This is a genomic window from Coleofasciculus sp. (assembly GCF_046565525.1).
Classification (GTDB): Bacteria; Cyanobacteriota; Cyanobacteriia; order Cyanobacteriales; family Coleofasciculaceae; genus Coleofasciculus.
The window spans coordinates 1-16,487 of the sequence record NZ_JBKHUP010000016.1 but is presented as its reverse complement, the minus strand read 5'-3'; the positions used below and the strand labels follow the sequence as shown (position 1 = coordinate 16,487).

General features: G+C 45.7%; 19 protein-coding genes and 1 pseudogene. 12 read left to right on the top strand and 8 right to left on the bottom strand.

The window, feature by feature from the left end; all coding sequences use genetic code 11:
• The first annotated feature begins 208 nt into the window (after positions 1-208).
• The gene (locus ACLGGO_RS08040; protein WP_446418904.1) at positions 209-337 is read left to right on the top strand and encodes a hypothetical protein; all 129 of its coding nucleotides are present in this window, start codon (positions 209-211) and stop codon (positions 335-337) included.
• Positions 338-465: 128 nt separating this feature from the next.
• Here ACLGGO_RS08040 and ACLGGO_RS08035 read toward each other — a convergent pair whose 3' ends face one another.
• Entirely contained in the window at positions 466-933 is a 468-nt protein-coding gene (locus ACLGGO_RS08035) for a CYTH domain-containing protein (protein WP_446418903.1), read from the bottom strand.
• A 67-nt stretch (positions 934-1,000) separates the two neighbouring features.
• Between ACLGGO_RS08035 and ACLGGO_RS08030 the strand changes: the two genes are divergently transcribed.
• Together ACLGGO_RS08030 and ACLGGO_RS08025 are read left to right on the top strand one after the other, a co-directional pair.
• Positions 1,001-1,249 carry a DUF4160 domain-containing protein gene (locus ACLGGO_RS08030; protein ID WP_446418902.1) on the top strand — a complete coding sequence of 83 codons (249 nt, stop codon included), beginning with the start codon at positions 1,001-1,003 and terminating at the stop codon, positions 1,247-1,249.
• A gap of 12 nt (positions 1,250-1,261) precedes the next feature.
• Positions 1,262-1,558: a DUF2442 domain-containing protein gene (locus tag ACLGGO_RS08025; RefSeq protein WP_446418901.1), complete on the top strand. Its 297-nt coding sequence runs from the start codon at positions 1,262-1,264 to the stop codon at positions 1,556-1,558.
• A gap of 39 nt (positions 1,559-1,597) precedes the next feature.
• On the opposite strand, the gene ACLGGO_RS08020 is transcribed toward ACLGGO_RS08025, so the two are convergent.
• From ACLGGO_RS08020 to yidD, 5 genes are all read right to left on the bottom strand, one after another.
• Positions 1,598-3,136 carry a site-2 protease family protein gene (locus tag ACLGGO_RS08020; RefSeq protein ID WP_446418900.1) on the bottom strand — a complete coding sequence of 513 codons (1,539 nt, stop codon included), beginning with the start codon at positions 3,134-3,136 and terminating at the stop codon, positions 1,598-1,600.
• 138 nt (positions 3,137-3,274) lie between these two features.
• Entirely contained in the window at positions 3,275-4,198 is a 924-nt protein-coding gene (gene murQ / locus ACLGGO_RS08015) for an N-acetylmuramic acid 6-phosphate etherase (protein WP_446336335.1), read from the bottom strand.
• A gap of 20 nt (positions 4,199-4,218) precedes the next feature.
• Complete coding sequence (locus tag ACLGGO_RS08010) at positions 4,219-4,593, bottom strand: DUF3110 domain-containing protein (RefSeq protein WP_446336337.1); 375 nt, start codon at positions 4,591-4,593, stop codon at positions 4,219-4,221.
• Positions 4,594-4,716: 123 nt separating this feature from the next.
• Positions 4,717-5,454, bottom strand: coding sequence for a M15 family metallopeptidase (locus ACLGGO_RS08005; RefSeq protein ID WP_446336352.1), 738 nt, complete (start codon positions 5,452-5,454; stop codon positions 4,717-4,719).
• 632 nt (positions 5,455-6,086) lie between these two features.
• Complete coding sequence (yidD, locus tag ACLGGO_RS08000; protein ID WP_446336353.1) at positions 6,087-6,341, bottom strand: membrane protein insertion efficiency factor YidD; 255 nt, start codon at positions 6,339-6,341, stop codon at positions 6,087-6,089.
• A 131-nt stretch (positions 6,342-6,472) separates the two neighbouring features.
• Here yidD and ACLGGO_RS07995 point away from each other — a divergent pair, with 131 nt between their 5' ends.
• Both ACLGGO_RS07995 and ACLGGO_RS07990 read left to right on the top strand, forming a co-directional pair.
• Positions 6,473-7,180: a diacylglycerol/polyprenol kinase family protein gene (locus ACLGGO_RS07995; protein WP_446418899.1), complete on the top strand. Its 708-nt coding sequence runs from the start codon at positions 6,473-6,475 to the stop codon at positions 7,178-7,180.
• 111 nt (positions 7,181-7,291) lie between these two features.
• Positions 7,292-7,984, top strand: a complete 693-nt coding sequence (locus tag ACLGGO_RS07990) for a hypothetical protein (RefSeq protein ID WP_446418898.1) — start codon at positions 7,292-7,294, stop codon at positions 7,982-7,984.
• A gap of 1,331 nt (positions 7,985-9,315) precedes the next feature.
• On the opposite strand, the gene ACLGGO_RS07985 is transcribed toward ACLGGO_RS07990, so the two are convergent.
• Positions 9,316-9,468, bottom strand: a complete 153-nt coding sequence (locus tag ACLGGO_RS07985) for a hypothetical protein (RefSeq protein ID WP_446336340.1) — start codon at positions 9,466-9,468, stop codon at positions 9,316-9,318.
• 521 nt (positions 9,469-9,989) lie between these two features.
• Between ACLGGO_RS07985 and ACLGGO_RS07980 the strand changes: the two genes are divergently transcribed.
• The 7 genes and pseudogenes from ACLGGO_RS07980 to ACLGGO_RS07950 all read left to right on the top strand — a co-directional run bounded on the left by ACLGGO_RS07980 (position 9,990) and on the right by ACLGGO_RS07950 (position 15,448).
• Positions 9,990-11,252 (top strand): RNA-guided endonuclease InsQ/TnpB family protein, encoded by a 1,263-nt coding sequence (locus ACLGGO_RS07980; protein WP_446418897.1) that lies wholly within the window; start codon positions 9,990-9,992, stop codon positions 11,250-11,252.
• A 25-nt stretch (positions 11,253-11,277) separates the two neighbouring features.
• Positions 11,278-12,654: a nicotinate phosphoribosyltransferase gene (locus ACLGGO_RS07975; RefSeq protein WP_446418896.1), complete on the top strand. Its 1,377-nt coding sequence runs from the start codon at positions 11,278-11,280 to the stop codon at positions 12,652-12,654.
• A gap of 109 nt (positions 12,655-12,763) precedes the next feature.
• Positions 12,764-13,033: a type II toxin-antitoxin system Phd/YefM family antitoxin gene (locus ACLGGO_RS07970; RefSeq protein WP_446336343.1), complete on the top strand. Its 270-nt coding sequence runs from the start codon at positions 12,764-12,766 to the stop codon at positions 13,031-13,033.
• Positions 13,020-13,301: pseudogene (locus tag ACLGGO_RS07965) on the top strand (type II toxin-antitoxin system RelE family toxin). Before ACLGGO_RS07970 ends, ACLGGO_RS07965 begins: the two are co-directional and overlap by 14 nt.
• A 124-nt stretch (positions 13,302-13,425) precedes the next feature.
• Complete coding sequence (locus ACLGGO_RS07960; protein ID WP_446418895.1) at positions 13,426-13,992, top strand: nicotinate-nucleotide adenylyltransferase; 567 nt, start codon at positions 13,426-13,428, stop codon at positions 13,990-13,992.
• Positions 13,993-14,085: 93 nt separating this feature from the next.
• Positions 14,086-14,820 carry an NUDIX hydrolase gene (locus tag ACLGGO_RS07955; protein ID WP_446336346.1) on the top strand — a complete coding sequence of 245 codons (735 nt, stop codon included), beginning with the start codon at positions 14,086-14,088 and terminating at the stop codon, positions 14,818-14,820.
• Positions 14,821-14,869: 49 nt separating this feature from the next.
• Complete coding sequence (locus ACLGGO_RS07950) at positions 14,870-15,448, top strand: hypothetical protein (RefSeq protein ID WP_446336347.1); 579 nt, start codon at positions 14,870-14,872, stop codon at positions 15,446-15,448.
• A 128-nt stretch (positions 15,449-15,576) separates the two neighbouring features.
• On the opposite strand, the gene ACLGGO_RS07945 is transcribed toward ACLGGO_RS07950, so the two are convergent.
• Complete coding sequence (locus ACLGGO_RS07945; RefSeq protein WP_446418894.1) at positions 15,577-15,954, bottom strand: DUF2237 family protein; 378 nt, start codon at positions 15,952-15,954, stop codon at positions 15,577-15,579.
• Positions 15,955-16,487 lie beyond the last annotated feature (533 nt).

Below are 16,487 nucleotides of genomic sequence, written 5' to 3'. Positions count from 1 at the left end.
ATAAGGCAGAAAGCTCCAGTACACAAGGGGGTTTCAATGTCAATGGCATTGAGGTAGCGATCGCGGGATTTTGGGTGTGATTCATCCTTCCCATATTCATTGTTTGGGGCGTGACTCAATCCCTCGCCCTCACTTTAGGGTTGTCAATGTAGTATATATGTAGTATATTGGAAGCAAATAGTAGTTAGGTGAGGTAGAGGAAACCCTCATGGAAAGAATTACTGCCGAACTAGTCAAAAATATTGCTATGCAAATTGCCGCGTTTCCAGTTGAGTACATTAGCTTGCTCTCCACCAACAGATTAGAGCGGGACATCTGTGCGATCATCCCAACCTAACCCATCAAATCCAATTTCAACGTGACTAGCCAGTGGTTAATCCAAATCGGGGAATTGAGAATCAATAGTTATATTGAGACTCCCGCACTCTAATCTATGTTAGAGTGCGGGAGTATGTCAATTATTAGTTATGACCACTGACTAAAGGGATGCCGAACCAAATTAGCATTATAATATTTAGGATCTTCAGTCACGTCTTGACCAATCCAATCCGGTAAGTCTAACTCTTGATTTTCATCACTCAGTTCGACTTCTGCAAAAATCAATCCTTCATTTTCACCGATAAACTCATCCACTTCCCAGACCAAACCCTTAAACTCTATCCTATAGCGCGTTTTTTCAATCAAGGGGCGATCGCACAATGTCTCTAGCATCTGTTGAGCATCTGATCCGGGGATAGGATACTCATACTCGACTCTAGAAAAACTCTCAGTTTTACCTTTAATCGTCAGATAGCCCTGATCTCCCACTAAACGCACGCGAACCGTCGTCAGGTTTTGGGTAGCAATATAACCTTGACGATAGAGCATTCCTTGACCAAGGGTGCGCCATTGATCGCCTTTAACTAAAAATTTTCGTTCAATTTCGATTGCCATGGCTGCAATGTTACCTCGCAGGCTTTGATAAAATTAGGGTAAGTCAATAGTCGTGATTGAATAAATTATGCCAGAGATTGCCCGGTTCTACGGAATTGTGATTAAGGTGTTTTTTGGGGATCACCCTCCGCCTCATTTTCATGCAATCTATGGTGAGTACAATGCCTTAGTGAGCATTGAATCATTGGAAATCATTGAAGGAGATTTACCAAGTCGCGCTCAGAAATTAGTTCTAGAGTGGGCAAATTTATACCAGCAAGATCTTTTAAAGATGTGGAAGACTCAAGAGTTTCGTAAACTACCTCCTCTAAAGTAAACTAAAACTAGTATGAAGTACCCAAAAATTTGCCAAGCAAAAGCCATTAACGATCACACCTTGCTGATTGAATTCACCAATCAAGAATTTAAGAAATACGATATTATTCATCTTTTAGAAAATCCCCAGTTTGCTCCACTTCGTCAATCGGCATTTTTCAAGAACTTTAAGGTTGAGCAAGGGGGCTACGGGATTGTGTGGAATGAAGATATCGATCTGAGTGAGTATGAGCTTTGGAAAAATGGCATGACGGTAGCAGAAGGCGAACTCCAGAGCATGGGTGTTTCGCCATTGCACTCCTGTCAATAAATCAAACAATTCTCCTGCTCCCCTGCACCTGTACACCTCTTAGCTACCAATACCCAAACGCACCGCCAACGCGGGCGTGAAGGGAATCAATGTTGCCACCATTAAAAACAGCGCCACCAAACCTAAAATTGCTCTCGTATCATCGGGTTCCGTAATTTCATTGAGACTAGGACGCTCCAAAGAACGTTGCAAAAACAAAATGATAATTGCCCAATACAAAATCAATGGATTAGCTGGATTCGCTAGTGCCACAATTCCCAAGATGATCAACGTAGCAATCGTCGTGCCTCGAGCCGTTTTGCGTCCGTAGATAGCTTGAACAACCCGCCCCCCATCTAACTGTCCGGCGGGCATTAAATTCAACGCGCTAATCACTAACCCCAACCAACCCGTAATCGTTAAGGGGTGAACATCAACAATCGGTGCTTGCATAGACGAACCCAAAATGATCCGGGCTAACCCACCAACTAAAACCGAACCTTGGAAAAATTGAGCCGGAACCTGAAAGGTACTGCCCTGATGAGACAAAACCAAGCCCAGCAGCAGCAGTAACACAGACGCAATACCACCCGCCGCAGGTCCAGCTAAAGAAATGTCAAACAAAGCTTTACGGTTAGGCACCAAGGATTCAAAGCGGGTAATCGCCCCAAAGGAACCGATTTGTAAACTGGGAATAAAAAAGGGGAAACTTAGGCGAACCTGATGACGCCGTGCTGCCCACCAATGACCCAATTCATGAACTGCCAAAACTATGCAAATCCCCAAACCCAGAGGTAAGGTTTCCTTAAACCGTTCAGGCGTGGTAAACAAATCAAAATTGAGCAAAAATCCAGCGGCTTCTAAGCTAGTGGCGAGGGTAGACACCAGCAACACCCCTGCCAAAATTTTCTGTGGAATCGTTAGCGGTTGGGGATCGTTGCTACTGGGTAAAACAATCACCACCGGCTTCCCTTCAGGATCTTCGACTAAAAAGAGTCGGTAGCGATCATCCAACCGTTGTTCTAAACTGGCAGATAAACGGGAATGCACCGCCTCAGGCTCACCGCCGCGCAGATTTCCCTTAAATATCACCCCTTCCTGATAGGGAATGGTTTCTGTGGCAAAGAATGTATCGATACCAAAAATCCCCTGGATAGTTTTGAGATCTTCTGGCGAAATGGGTATAACATCAGTCCCTGCGGCACCACTACTGTCGGGTGATGGAGAGGTTGTTGCGGCACTGTCTCCTGGCGACGGCAAATTTTGGCTGTCGCTGGTATCTGATTTCTCATGGAGTAACTGGTTGGCACGCTTGTGCAAGATGGCATCTTCACCTTCCTCCCGCAAACGTTTGCCTAGGAAAATATAGATCCCGGTTGAAACCACCAATAAAAATAAGATACCAACAATATTCAGATAAATTCCGGCAGCCAATAGGACAAAAAATATCAGCCAAGGAACCGTCAACACGAGGGACTGCAACCAGGCGAGGATGCCGAGTCTGCCGTAAGATAGGGCACGCCTATATCCCCAAACGATGACACCAAGTGCGACAAGGAGAAGTAAAACTGTTGCAGTCGTCTCTGATCCGTTGAACATGTTTAATGAAACTTGTAGCAGCTAGAGGCAATAGTTCTACTGTAGCTGAGTAGGGAAGCTGCGGGAAGTCGCCCTTGATGAATCACCTATTGCCGCAAGGAGGCTCACGGTCTAATCTTTGATTTAGTGTGCGGAAGGTTACTCACCACTGTTCTGATACGTGAGTAATGCTTGTCTAAGATTGCCTTGCTGTTGACTCAACAGGCGATCGCAGACTGTGGCATCCTCTCCTGTCCAGTGCATCAGTAGTGCCAGTTTAACCCGCCGCCCACTGCTCTCGAGCAAAAACCCGGCTTCGTCTCGGCTAAGATCAGTCAGGTCTTGTAGCATTCTTAAAGCACGGTCATGGAGTTTTTTATTGGTGACCGCGACATCGACCATGCGATTGCCGTAGACTTTGCCCAGTTGCACCATCACACCCGTAGACAGGATATTCAATACCATTTTGGTCACAGTTCCGGCTTTTAAGCGCGTTGAACCGGCGAGAATTTCTGGCCCGACGAGTAAGCGAATATCTAAATCCACCTCATAACTAACTTGTTCGGCGGGGACACAGGCGAGCAAAATTGTCGTGGCGCCTCGCTGTCGTGAGGCTTGCAGCGCCCCGCGCACATAGGGTGTTGTCCCACCTGCGGTAATGCCAACTACGACATCCAGTTCCGTCACCTGACGATGCGCGATCGCTTCGCTGCCGTCTTCTTCTTGATCTTCCAAGTTTTCCGAACTCCGGATTAACGCCCCTGCACCACCGGCGATAATCCCTTGCACCAGTTCGGGTGGGGTACAAAAGGTGGGAGGACATTCAGCCGCATCCAATACCCCTAAGCGTCCGCTCGTACCTGCACCAACATAAAACAGACGCCCCCCTTGTTTCAGAGCTTGCGCCGTGCGATCAATCGCTTGTGCCAGTTGAGTCCGAACGGCGGCGATCGCACGAATTGTTTTTTCATCCTCGCGATTAAACAAATCCACTAACTCTAGCGAGGTGAGTTGGTCTAGATTCTGACTCTGAGGGTTCACCTGTTCCGTTAGCAGATAACCCCGCTCCTCCAACTTTTTCATTTATTTCACTATAATTGCGCTTACAACAATCCCTCTAGCTGACGGCGAATTCGATCCAGATCCGAGATCTCTGGTTCTTGAGTTGGCGCAGCATCGGCTTGCCAGTCCGTTTTTTCCACATTTTTTTCCGGCGGTAATGCCAACATCCCGCTTTCAACTAGCTGGCAATCATAACCGGCACTTTGGCAGAATTCTTCAATTTCCTCAACCTCCAGCGCTTCCACAGAGGAGCTAGGGAAATCCTGGGCTTCTAGCATCCCGCCAAAACGGATCGCGTCGTCCTCTGACTCAAACATTAACACCACATTGCGATCGCCGATTTGCAGGGTGTGAATCCCCTCGTTTTCTGTACGAGCATTGAATAAGAGAACATAGACTTGTTTTGGTGCAATCATAACCTGTTCAGATGGGAGTGATCGACAGACAAAAAAATCGTCTTTACCCAGAATATCGGTTTAATACCCAATCTGCTTTTATTGTCCCCTTTATCTTTAAACCTTCTGCCTTGGAGCCTTTTCCTATGGGGGAAGCCCTGGCTCTTCAGAGCAGGGAGGAACACCAGCCACTCGACCATAACGAGCGATAAATCTCTGGCTTGGGTTCTGTTGATGGCACAACCACGCCCACATCTGATCGCCGCAGCAGAAGTGCCACCACTCCCCCGGATGGCGCTGAAATCCTGCCTTTTGCATGATATCCCGTAACAGTTGCCGATGGGCATGATAGGGGAGTTGCCACTCCTGGGCGTAGTAATCTGGATGAGATCGGGGTGAGAGTTCGTCAATCTCCGAACCCATGTCAATCGTCTCACCCTGGTGATTAACTAGAGTAATATCCACGGCTGCACCGGTACTATGAGGCGGTGGGGTTAAGGGGTCAGGACTCGGTAATGCCCAAATCTGATAAACTTGCTGCCAGATCATCTGGCGTTGTGTTTCCGATAGAGTCGCTGGGTTTAGGTTGTGCGATCGCACAACTTCAGCGAAAGTATGGTTGACCATAAATTGCTGAACCGCTACAGGACGATAGGCATCAAAAATTAGGATACGCCAACCCGGACATCGCTGTTGCAGGTCATTTTGAGCTGCAATTAATGCCTCTAACACCGTCTGGCGCAAATGATAGGGAGACGTTTTCCCATAAGGAGCGCCCAGTTTTTCATAAGGATGAGGGGATTCCACCGCGAACTGCTCCAAGGGTATGGGAACGAGGGGTTCTCCACAGTCTCGAATCAGAATCTGGTAATAGGGTTTCATCATGATTTGTCTTTGGTCATTAGTCCTTTATTTTCTAGCACCGCCATCAGACTAATAACTCAAGACAGGTACAAAAAATCCCCTGACCGTCAGAACAAGCGTTCAGGGGCTAAAGAATACAGTGTTTCCTTTTAGAACATATCCAAATCAAAGAGCAAAATAATCAGTATATTTCCGGAAATTTGGCAGCTAGTTCCTTTGTATCACCGTAGAATCACGGAGAAGTTTGTGTCTCTTTGTAAAGAAATGTTAGATTTATTAAAGAATGCGGACTGTCAGAGTACGATCAGCTCAGCTATGGTTAACTAAGATCAAGTTTGAGAAAGCATAAAGAAAAAGGACTTACGCTGAGACACGGAGATACTGCTTAGATAACTCAATGGCGTAAGCCCTTAATAAGTCGTATGTGCTTAACTACTATTGTGTATTTCTACTTAGGTAATTTCCTCCGCAATAGTTATGATTCTTAATACGCGATTTAGCGGATTTATCTCTCTCGGCAAGAAGCGTCAAAACTCTCACACTTAGTCAGGGCGGGTTTAGTTAAGTTTCACCGACAGTGCCAAAACGTTATCTGTAAAACCCGCCCCTACAGATCGGCTGTTCCCTCTGCTACTTCTCTATCTGCACAGCTACTTACCCCGCTTCCCGTCTCCCCTCTTATTGTTGCAAGTCGCTTCCGGAATCGGATCGTAACCCCCCGGATGAAATGGATGACAGCGTAAGATGCGCCGCAGTGCGAGGATACTCCCACGCCACACTCCAAAGCGTTCAATGGCTTGTAGGGCATAGGTTGAACAGGTTGGGTGAAATCGACAGGTTGGCCCAAAGATAGGGGAAATAAAGGTTTTATAGCCTCGAATTAGCCAAATTAATAAAATTTTCATCATTACAACTTGATACTATGATAATGTATTGCCTAAATCTTCACAACTCGCCATTCATCCCGTCGCGCTCAAGGGAGGGTCTTCTGGCGGATCGCTCAGATAAGGCACTCCTGTGTTATTCGTGTTAACTCTTGCTTGACTCAATACCTTGGTTTGAATCAATTCCGGCGTTATGGCTCCAGATTAGTATTGTGGCACTGGGGCTAGGTGTGATTGTGCTATCCGCTGAGACACTCCATCGTCACACTTCGACCAGTTCAGAATTAGCACGCAAAGTGGTTCACATCGGTACAGGCAATGTTATTTTAGTGGCTTGGTGGTTACAAATTCCCGCCTGGGTTGGTATAGCCGCATCCATCATCGCTAGCGCGATCGCACTGTTGTCGTATTATGTGCCATTTCTGCCCGGTATCAACAGTGTAGGACGTAGAAGTTTTGGCACGTTCTTCTATGCTGTGAGTATTGGTATCCTCATCGCCTGGTTTTGGTCGCCCAATCAATTCCCCTATGCTGCCATTGGAATTTTAGTCATGACCTGGGGAGATGGACTAGCGGGATTGATTGGTCAGCGATTTGGGCAGCATAAGTACCAAATCTGGGGGATGACAAAAAGCTGGGAAGGTTCTGTGACGATGACTCTCATCAGCTATGGGGTCAGTTGTTTAATTCTATTTGGCGTCCAGGGTAATGTTTGGCAAACCTGGTTAGTGCCTATAGTTGTCGCGTTAGGGGCTACCGCTTTGGAAATGTTCTCGAAGTGGGGCTTGGATAATCTTACCGTACCTGTAGCCAGTGCGGCTTTGGCGTTTTACCTTCATCAACTGTTTCCTCTAGTTTGAGTTTGATGATCATAATCTACACATTTTGTAATATATTGTTAATATAGTTAAAAAATCATCCTCTAGACAGATCACGTTTTACAACACTTTCTTGCCAAACGTAGATATAGCATGAACTTCTTCAATCCCACAGAGCCAATTATTCGTATCAAACAGCACGAACTCGACTACCAAGACCGTCAAGGATTGTTACGCCTGCATTGGCAACTCGGACACAAGACACTGCTATCTGCCTTTTATACCCGTATCGACCAGGTATTCCTGTTCTGGGGTCTAATTTGTGCCATGATTTTCATCACCGCCCAATTTTTGCCGATTAGCTGGAAACTCCAAGCGGGACTTTGGTCAGGACTCACCCTAATGGGCATCGCAGCGATGGTGGTACTCACTAACTTTTGGGTAAAAGTCGAACGCCTCAACTGGTTACTTTATTTTTGGGGACTCCTTATGGTTGGTGGTGTCATTCTCACCGATTTGAGCATCTTCCTGGGTTGGGGACATCTGTTGATTCGCCTTTGTCCTCTATGGTTGGGATTGTGCGCCGTGGGTTACCTAGGGACAGGAATAGGGATGCGATCGCGTGCTTTTACTCTAGCAGGTATCATTCATTTACTGGGTATTGCTCTTTTAAACTATGTAGGTGGATGGCAGTTTCTCACCACGGGTATCGTAATGACCGCCTCTCTACTGATGTTTGCCGAAACTCAGTGGGATATGCGTCCTCCCATTGAGTACAAGTTGTTATCCCTAGAACAACGACAGTTCAATCAAAAACAACATCAATTGCGTCAACTCTCCTTATAAACCCAAGAATTCTACTCTTTTAGATGGATAGCAAATTGTTGTCCTTTATACCTGACGAGCGATAACCTGAAAGGGTTTAGCCGCTACTATAGGAAATAACAAAGGAATTGCACCGGATTGGAAGTTTTGCCGCAGTGATCCATTTGTTGTACATCGAAGGAGAGCGACGTCAGATGTGCAAACGGTGCAACCAAATTGCTGAACAAAGGTGGTGTGAAGTTTTTGTCGCTTCCTTCACTTTGTTACTACCAACGGGAGACTAAACTCTCCATCAGAGCGGTCGAAGGTAGTAGAAACCTAGTGGTCAGCTTCTCAAATAAATTTCCTTTTAATAAATACCTAAATAAAAGTTGGTGAAGAAACTTAACATTCTTCACCAACTTAACTTTTTTAAATGAACCCATGAATAGTTACCAAACCAATTTTTTACCGATTTTCTTTTCTAGATTACCAATCCGCCCATTAAGTACAAGTTGTTAACCCTAACCTGTTCGCCATTTAAACCTTCATGTCAATAATGGCGAAATCCTTGTAGTGCGAGCCAGCAAGCTCGCTACCCATTCCCAATTTAAATGCATGACAGCTTAGAACAACGACAGTTCATACCAAGTTGCGTTCTATCATGTCTAGGAAGAGCGAAGCGTGACGCTTGCGCGATAGCGAAAGCGTTGCGGTAGCGAAAGCGTTGCGGTAGCGAGGAACGAGCGTCGGAACGAGCGTCGGAACGAGCGTCAGAATCTGGGCAGATGCTTCGCGTCACTCCGTTTCACGGAGCCTGCCCTCGAAGGTCGTGAAGGGTTTTGCTCAGCATGACAGATTCTACCTTAGACTGCAACTTGGTATCAATCAACAGCAACATCAATTGCGTCAACTCTCCTTGTAAACCCAAAACTTCTATTCTTTTAGATGGATAGCAAATTGTTGTCTTTTATACCTAACGATCGATAACCTGAAAGGGTTTAGCCGCTACTATAGGAAATAACAAAGGAATTGCACCGGATTGGAAGTTTTGCCGCAGTGATCCATTTGTTGTACATCGAAGGAGAGCGACGTCAGATGTGCAAACGGTGCAACCAAATTGCTGAACAAAGGTGGTGTGAAGTTTTTGTCGCTTCCTTCACTTTGTTACTACCAACGGGAGACTAAACTCTCCATCAGAGCGGTCGAAGGTAGTAGAAACCTAGTGGTCAGCTTCTCAAATAAATTTCCTTTTAATAAATACCTAAATAAAAGTTGGTGAAGAAACTGAACGTATCTTCACCAACTTAACTTTTTTAAATGAACCCATGAATAGTTACCAAACCAACTTTTTACCGATTTTCTTTTCTAGGTTACCAATCCGCTCCTCTGGGTTTGTGGAAGGGTTCACCACTGAAGGGTTGTACGCCTGTAGACGGATAAGCATCGTCGCTGGGACCAAAAATTCTGACAACCGCTTCCGATATATATTGGGTCATGTCTGCAAACAGCTTGGAAATATTCATAACATCCTCCTAATAGAGTAAAGCTCAGTCAGATTTAAATTGATGTATTCGTATGCAATTCACTTGTTAATTATGAGGGATGCGCCACATAAAAACAGTATTTTGCAACATTTATTTGATTATGTTTGCAATACTTTTCCTAAGGTTCAGTCAAACGCCCGATTATTCGCTATTTGTATAAATTTTCTTTGACATCCTTGACATTCTGTAATAATTTGTTGCACCCTTTCCGGAAAAGCCCGACATCCCCTACGAAGTTTGTCCCAAGTCCAGTACCTGTTAGATAACTATTTTTGGTGATTTCTACTATAATTGGGGCAACTGAACTGATTCCTGTACCAGGTCGCGGTCAGAGTACTAATTCCTTATAGTACAGCATGGCTTCCCTGCTTTCCCTTTGTGAACGCGGCTCGCGGCAATCTCCGGCTTCAACGAAGTAAGCCGGAGAAGGATAGCGGACAGGCGAGGGATTCAACATCCCGAAGCCTGTCAAATTGCTAGACTTTTGATAGAATAGTAGCATGAAAACACGTCGAGTAACCTACAGATTATATCCCAACAAATCTCAGTGTGACAAGTTACATTGGGCTAGAAAAATGCATGGCGAACTCTATAATGCGGCTATCGCAAATCGCCGGACGCAATACAAACACTTTGGTCATTCTGTAGATTATTTTGAGCAACAGAATTGTTTACCTGAGTTCAAGAAAGTTTGGATTGAGTACGCTGAATTAGGTTCTCACACGTTACAAGCTACGTTAAAGCGTGTTGATTTCGCCTATCAGAGGTTTTTTAAAGGTTTAGGGAAATATCCCAAGTTCAAAGCCAAGGGTAGATATGCAGGTTGGACTTATCCAGATAAAGCAAGCTGGAAAGTTTCTTCTAATGGCAAAAACGGTCACTTAGAGCTGCGAGACTTGGGCTTGAAGATTCAGATGAGAGGTCGAGCTAGAACTTGGGGGAGAGCAACAACATGTACGATTTGCTTGAGAAATGGCAAATCGTACGCATCTATTACACTCCAGTGTGAGCCAGTCCGCAAGACAAGTACAGGCTCTATCGGTATTGACCTAGGCTGTAAAGACGCAATAACGCTATCGACAGGCGAAAAGATTGCTAAACCTGACTTTATTAAGGAGGGACACAGAAAGGTCAAGGCGGCATCAAAGCGTTTAAGACGTAAGAGAGCGCCCAACAGGAAGAAAAAGATAAAAGGTTCAAGCCGATGGAAAAAGGAACGCAAGAGGGTTTCTAAACTCCAAAGCAAAGTAGGGTGTCAAAGAGAAGATTGGCTCCATAAAACAACTAGCGATATAGTCAGCGGTAATAGCCTAATCGCTAATGAGCAGTTAAACGTTAAAGGGATGACTCGCCGAGCCAAAAAAGGTAAGCGTAAAAAGCAAAAAGCGGGTTTAAATCGCTCTATCCTTGATGTTGGATTTGGAATTATAGGTCAATTGTTGGATTACAAAGCGGCTGAGGCTGGCGGATTCTATGTTGAGTCCCCGACTCAGAAACTCAAACCGACTCAAAGATGCGCTAAATGTTGGGAAGTAACACCTAAGACCTTGGCTGATAGAGTTCATATTTGCTCTAATCGTGAGTGTAATCATGTTGAGGATAGAGACGTTAATGCTGCCCAAGTTAATGAGATTTGGGCAAGGGGTTTGGAACGAGCCTCTCAAGACGCCGAGCTGCCTAGCGCTACCAAATGCGGAAGTATGCGGCAACTAGGAGCAAGGAAGCGCCAGAAACAGCGACTTACTTCGTTGAAGTCGCTGTAGTTCATTAATAATCTTCAGCAAACCTATGCTACAGGAAGACCAACAACTCACTCTGACTCCAGCCGATTACAGTCTATTGACTGATCTGTATGAACTGACCATGGTAGCTTGCTATGTTGGTGAAGGTTTAGAGAATCGACGCGCTAGCTTTGAGTTATTCGTGCGACGTTTACCTAACGGCTTTGGCTATTTAATTGCCATGGGCTTAGCACAGGCGTTAGATTATCTAGAGAAGCTTCAATTCGATGAATCTCAAATAGAGGCATTGCAGGCAACAGGGCTGTTTGAGCAAGTCCCAGAACGCTTTTGGTCAGTACTCAAGTCAGGACGATTCTCTGGGGATGTTTGGGCTGTACCCGAAGGAACCGCCGTATTTGCCAATGAACCCTTGCTGCGGGTGGAAGCCCCCCTGTGGCAAGCTCAACTGGTAGAAACTTATATTCTGAATACAATTAACTACCAAACCCTAATTGCGACTCGGGCTGCACGGATGCGAGATGTTGCTGGAGAGGATGCCAAGCTGTTGGAATTTGGTGCCCGCCGTGCGTTTAGTCCTCAGGCTTCAATCTGGGCAGCACGGGCAGCATTAGCCGCAGGATTTGATTCTACCTCAAATGTGGTCGCGGCACTGAGGTTGAACCAAAAACCGAGTGGCACAATGGCACATTCGCTGGTTATGGCAATTGCTGCTGTATCTGGGAGTGAGGATGAGGCATTTAGTGCATTTCAACGCTATTTTCCCAGTGCGCCTCTATTAATTGATACTTATGATACAGTTGCGGCGGCTCAACGTCTGGCAAAACAGGTCAAAGCGAATCAGACGAAGGTTGCAGGTGTGCGCTTAGATTCTGGAGATATTGCTGATCTGTCTAAACAAGTGAACTCGCTGCTACCGGAGGCGAAAATCTTTGCCAGTGGTGACATGGATGAATGGGAGATTGCCAAGATTAAACAGGCGGGTGGTATTATTGACGGCTATGGTGTCGGTACGCGACTGGTCACAGGTAAGCCGGTTAATGGGGTGTACAAACTTGTGGAAATGGATGGCATTCCCACAATGAAGCAGTCGAGTAGTAAGGAAACCTATCCTGGGCGCAAACAAGTTTTTCGCCATTGCGTTGAAGGAAAAATTATCAAAGATCGGCTAGCAACTGCATCCGAATCCCCTCAAGAACATGAACATTCTGTGCTGCAACTGATGGTTAAAGAGGGTAAACGCTTAAATCCACCGGAACCGTTAGCGGACATCAAAAAACGCACAGCGGCGACTGTGGCAATGATTCCTGATTCAATCCGTCAACTTGACGATCCCCAGCCTCTACAAGTAGAAATTTCTGATGAATTAAAACAGCTTACTCAACAAACGGAAAAACGATTAGAGCAAGAAGCCGCTGATGTCTAATTCTTGACATCCTTCCTAGCTGTCTGCTTCCTTGAGCCGAATAGAACGGTGACGATAGTCATCTACAATTAAGACAGAATGCCAATAGTCGTGAACCTTAAATCTAGCTATGCATAGTTATACTCTCATAGATGCCCGCGATCGCCACAGTGAAGTGTTTGAGCAAGCCGCTATTGAGCCTGTTGTGGTGACGCAGCAATCTCAACCTAGCCATGTGATTATGTCCGCACAGACCTACCAGCGACTACTCAAGCGCCTCGAAGAATTAGAAGATATGCTTTTAGGTCAAACAGCAGTAGCCGCACTGAAGAACTCTCAGATGGTGGGAACAGAAACATTCACATCAACTCTCCAGGGTTTGGCAAATGGCGAAGCTTGATGGACTAGAAACTGTTCTGGATTTTCTCAAGGGGTTACAACCCAAAATTGCGGCTCAAATTGCTAAGAAAGTCTTGGCACTGAATGTTGACCCCCTGCCTACTGATAGCAAATAGCTATCCGGTTATCCAGATTATTATCGGGTTGATAGCGGTGAGTACCGAATCGTATATCGGTTCAATCCGAATCAGGATTTGGTTGAAGTAATCTTGGTTGGTAAGCGTAACGATGATGATGTATATAAACGACTAAAACGCCTCTTGAAATAGTGCGACTTAAACGTTTAGGGAATGCCAGGTTAATAGCTGCCATTATCAGGATGAAGCAATTACACCCAGCCTTTATCTGTATCCCCCCGTATCACTATATAATGATGATGCTACCGGACTTGACATGACCACTATTGCCTTATTCGGAACGAGTGCTGATCCACCCACTGCAGCTCATAAAACCATTCTCAGATGGTTGTCAAACCACTACGACCAAGTCGCTGTCTGGGCGTCAGATAATCCATTTAAGTCTCACCAAACTTCCCTGGAACACCGTAAGCGGATGTTAGAGGTGTTAATTTCAGAAATTGAAACACCGCGTAATAATATTGGTGTACATGAGGAGTTTAGTTGTAGCCGAACTGTAGAAACGTTAGCCAAAGCTAAGGAAACTTGGGGGGATGGGGTGGACTATACTCTAGTGGTGGGTTCGGATTTAGTCAATCAGATACCCCGTTGGTATCGGATCGAAGAATTACTCCGCCAGGTACAGTTACTGATTGTACCGCGTCCCGGTTATGAAATAGACAAGGCAGGTTTAGAGAGATTGAGGCAGCTTAACACTCACGTTGCGATCGCGGATCTCGATGTACCTGGAGTTTCCTCCACAGCCTATCGTGAAAAAAAAGACCCAGAAGTGGTCACACCTCCCGTGGAAAACTACATTAATCGAGAACAATTGTACAGATGAACACAAATTATTCAGGTATAGGGGCGTTCTTGGCTATACTTTTATGGAGACTATCACATTTTTAAGTTCAAAACGTCACAGTTTTGGATAACCATGTCAGAACGCGGCATCAAACCGATAAACCAATCAGCATTAGCTGACTTCAAAGTCGGTGTTGACAATGTTATTTTCTCTGTCGATACTCAACAAAACCGCGTCTTGGTGCTATTAATCATGCGCCAGGATGAACCTTTTTCCAGTCAGTGGAGTTTGCCAGGAACTCTGGTACGTCGGGGAGAATCCCTAGAAGATGCCGCCCATCGGGTTCTAGTTGAGAAAATTCGGGTCAATAATCTCTACTTGGAACAACTCTACACCTTTGGCGGTCCGAATCGCGACCCCAGAGAATCCCCAAAAAGCTTTGGTGTTCGTTACCTATCGGTTAGCTACTTTGCCTTAGTTCGGTTTGAAGAAGCACAGTTTATTGCTGAGGGGGTTAGTGGTATTGCTTGGTATCCAGTTAAGCAGATACCTCCCCTAGCCTTCGATCATGGCAAAATTATCGAGTATGGATATCAGCGTTTGCGGAATAAGTTGGAGTATAGCCCCGTAGCGTTTGATGTCTTACCTGATGTTTTTACGCTCAGTGATCTCTATCAACTCTATACCACTGTTTTAGGCGAAAACTTCTCGGATTATTCTAATTTCCGCACTCGTTTATTGAAGTTGGGTTTTTTAGCCGATACAGGTCTAAAAGCCTCACGGGGAGCCGGTCGTCCAGCGTCTTTATACCGCTTTGATGCTGAGGCGTTTGCGCCGTTTAAGGATAAGCCATTGGTTTTTCTTTAAAGATACAGCAATTTGTCGTATTTTATAATTATTGTTCATCGAAAGGATTATGACTAAATCGACGATTCAGTACACAACCAAACATTTAAAAGAACTAGGTTTATTTATTGAAGTTAGCGGCAGAACGGACAGTGAACGCAGTCGCAAAAAGGCGCTGGAAGAAATTGAACGCCGGATGGATGACCCAGAGGATACCAGCTTAGATGCGAATAGTTTTGCTGATGGGTTAAGCAGTGAAGATTTAATTGTCGTTGGACCCCCATCAGCGGTGGAATCGCCAGAAGATGAACCGGAAATCATTCAAGCGGTGAAGGCGATCGCGAATTTAGCCAGTTTACGAGTTAGCTTAGAAGAGGTACAGCAGCAGGCGTTGGAGTTACGTCCGGTAATTGAGGCACTCTTTAGCCCCGAACCCCTGACTCCCGAACAAATGCAGCAGGCGACAGATAAGAGTTTTGCCAAAACGTTAATCAAGTTTGCTGAAGCTAAAGCCGCACGGGATCAATTTTTACCCGAAGCGCAACAAGCTTGGCAGATTCTAAAACCCGCTTTAGACAATGTTGATACTGCTTCTAATCCGGTTCTTTCATCTGTGCAAAACTCTAAAACTGATAAGTACGGACAGTGATATTAGGGCATAGGGTACGGCATTGCCGTACCCCTACCACAAGGGATAATTGATGGAGTAGGGACACGATAGTATCGTGCCCTAATATAGCAAAAGGCTCACCAATAATGGAGCAACAAAACCCGCCCTTATGCACCTTTTGCATCAAGAGCATGTTGCTGGAGTTCACTTAAGGAAACATATTCTAGAGCCGATGCATGAGTTGCAGACAAAACCACAGGAGGTGCAGCACCCGCTTCGAGGGCTTCTTGCCAACGAGACGCACATAGACACCAGCGATCGCCTGGTTTTAAACCGGGAAAGTTAAATCCGGGAACGGGTGTACTCAAGTCATTCCCACGCTGTTTAGTAAACTCCAGAAACTCTTCGGTAACTTGAGCGCAAACAACATGAGCGCCAAAGTCACCGCCTCCAGTACTGCATTTGCCATCCCGGTAAAATCCGGTCATGGGAGATGTGCAACAGGTTTCTAGTTCTGTACCCAGGACGTTTCTCGCGCTAGCCATAACAGCACCTTTTATTGATAAACCTTTCCATCAGATAGGATACTTGGTCATTCGTCATTCGTCATTGGTTATTGGTCAAAGAATCCTTGTACTGAATCGGGGCGGGTTTAGTCACATCAGGGCGGGAAACAAATGTGAACCGTCAAACCATTGGTGTCAACTTAAGCGCTAAAAGCAGGGGAAGCAGGGGGAGCAGAGGGAGCAGAGGGAGCAGGGGAAGCAGGGGAAGCAGAGGGAGCAGGGGAAGCAGAGGGAGCAGAGGGAGCAGGGGGAGCAGAGGGAGCAGAGGGAGCAGGGGGATCTCCCAATGTTCAATACACGCTTGGGAATAGTATTGCCTCATCCCTCATCTTGATCACCCACTTGGCATGTAAGATAAAGACAGCCGTCTACTCAGTCGGGTAGCCAAGAAATACTTAATCAGAAGGGGTGTTATGAGTAATCAACCCAAAAATGTTATAGGGTAGCGATGGTGAAAACCTCTGCGTTTTAACCAGAGGATGAAACTTTCGCGTTGCGTTCAGCAAAGCGAC

Bases quoted from the DNA above. Each gene is read 5' to 3' on its own strand.
- ACLGGO_RS08030 (WP_446418902.1), top strand. From the start codon at position 1,001: ATGCCAGAGATTGCCCGGTTCTACGGAATTGTGATTAAGGTGTTTTTT.
- ACLGGO_RS07960 (WP_446418895.1), top strand. From the start codon at position 13,426: ATGACCACTATTGCCTTATTCGGAACGAGTGCTGATCCACCCACTGCA.
- ACLGGO_RS07955 (WP_446336346.1), top strand. From the start codon at position 14,086: ATGTCAGAACGCGGCATCAAACCGATAAACCAATCAGCATTAGCTGAC.
- ACLGGO_RS07985 (WP_446336340.1), bottom strand. From the start codon at position 9,468: ATGAATATTTCCAAGCTGTTTGCAGACATGACCCAATATATATCGGAA.
- ACLGGO_RS08005 (WP_446336352.1), bottom strand. From the start codon at position 5,454: ATGAAACCCTATTACCAGATTCTGATTCGAGACTGTGGAGAACCCCTC.
- ACLGGO_RS07970 (WP_446336343.1), top strand. From the start codon at position 12,764: ATGCATAGTTATACTCTCATAGATGCCCGCGATCGCCACAGTGAAGTG.
- ACLGGO_RS07980 (WP_446418897.1), top strand. From the start codon at position 9,990: ATGAAAACACGTCGAGTAACCTACAGATTATATCCCAACAAATCTCAG.
- murQ (WP_446336335.1), bottom strand. From the start codon at position 4,198: ATGAAAAAGTTGGAGGAGCGGGGTTATCTGCTAACGGAACAGGTGAAC.
- ACLGGO_RS07975 (WP_446418896.1), top strand. From the start codon at position 11,278: ATGCTACAGGAAGACCAACAACTCACTCTGACTCCAGCCGATTACAGT.
- ACLGGO_RS07945 (WP_446418894.1), bottom strand. From the start codon at position 15,954: ATGGCTAGCGCGAGAAACGTCCTGGGTACAGAACTAGAAACCTGTTGC.
- ACLGGO_RS08025 (WP_446418901.1), top strand. From the start codon at position 1,262: ATGAAGTACCCAAAAATTTGCCAAGCAAAAGCCATTAACGATCACACC.
- ACLGGO_RS07990 (WP_446418898.1), top strand. From the start codon at position 7,292: ATGAACTTCTTCAATCCCACAGAGCCAATTATTCGTATCAAACAGCAC.
- ACLGGO_RS07950 (WP_446336347.1), top strand. From the start codon at position 14,870: ATGACTAAATCGACGATTCAGTACACAACCAAACATTTAAAAGAACTA.
- ACLGGO_RS08035 (WP_446418903.1), bottom strand. From the start codon at position 933: ATGGCAATCGAAATTGAACGAAAATTTTTAGTTAAAGGCGATCAATGG.
- ACLGGO_RS08010 (WP_446336337.1), bottom strand. From the start codon at position 4,593: ATGATTGCACCAAAACAAGTCTATGTTCTCTTATTCAATGCTCGTACA.
- ACLGGO_RS08040 (WP_446418904.1), top strand. From the start codon at position 209: ATGGAAAGAATTACTGCCGAACTAGTCAAAAATATTGCTATGCAAATT.
- ACLGGO_RS08020 (WP_446418900.1), bottom strand. From the start codon at position 3,136: ATGTTCAACGGATCAGAGACGACTGCAACAGTTTTACTTCTCCTTGTC.
- yidD (WP_446336353.1), bottom strand. From the start codon at position 6,341: ATGAAAATTTTATTAATTTGGCTAATTCGAGGCTATAAAACCTTTATT.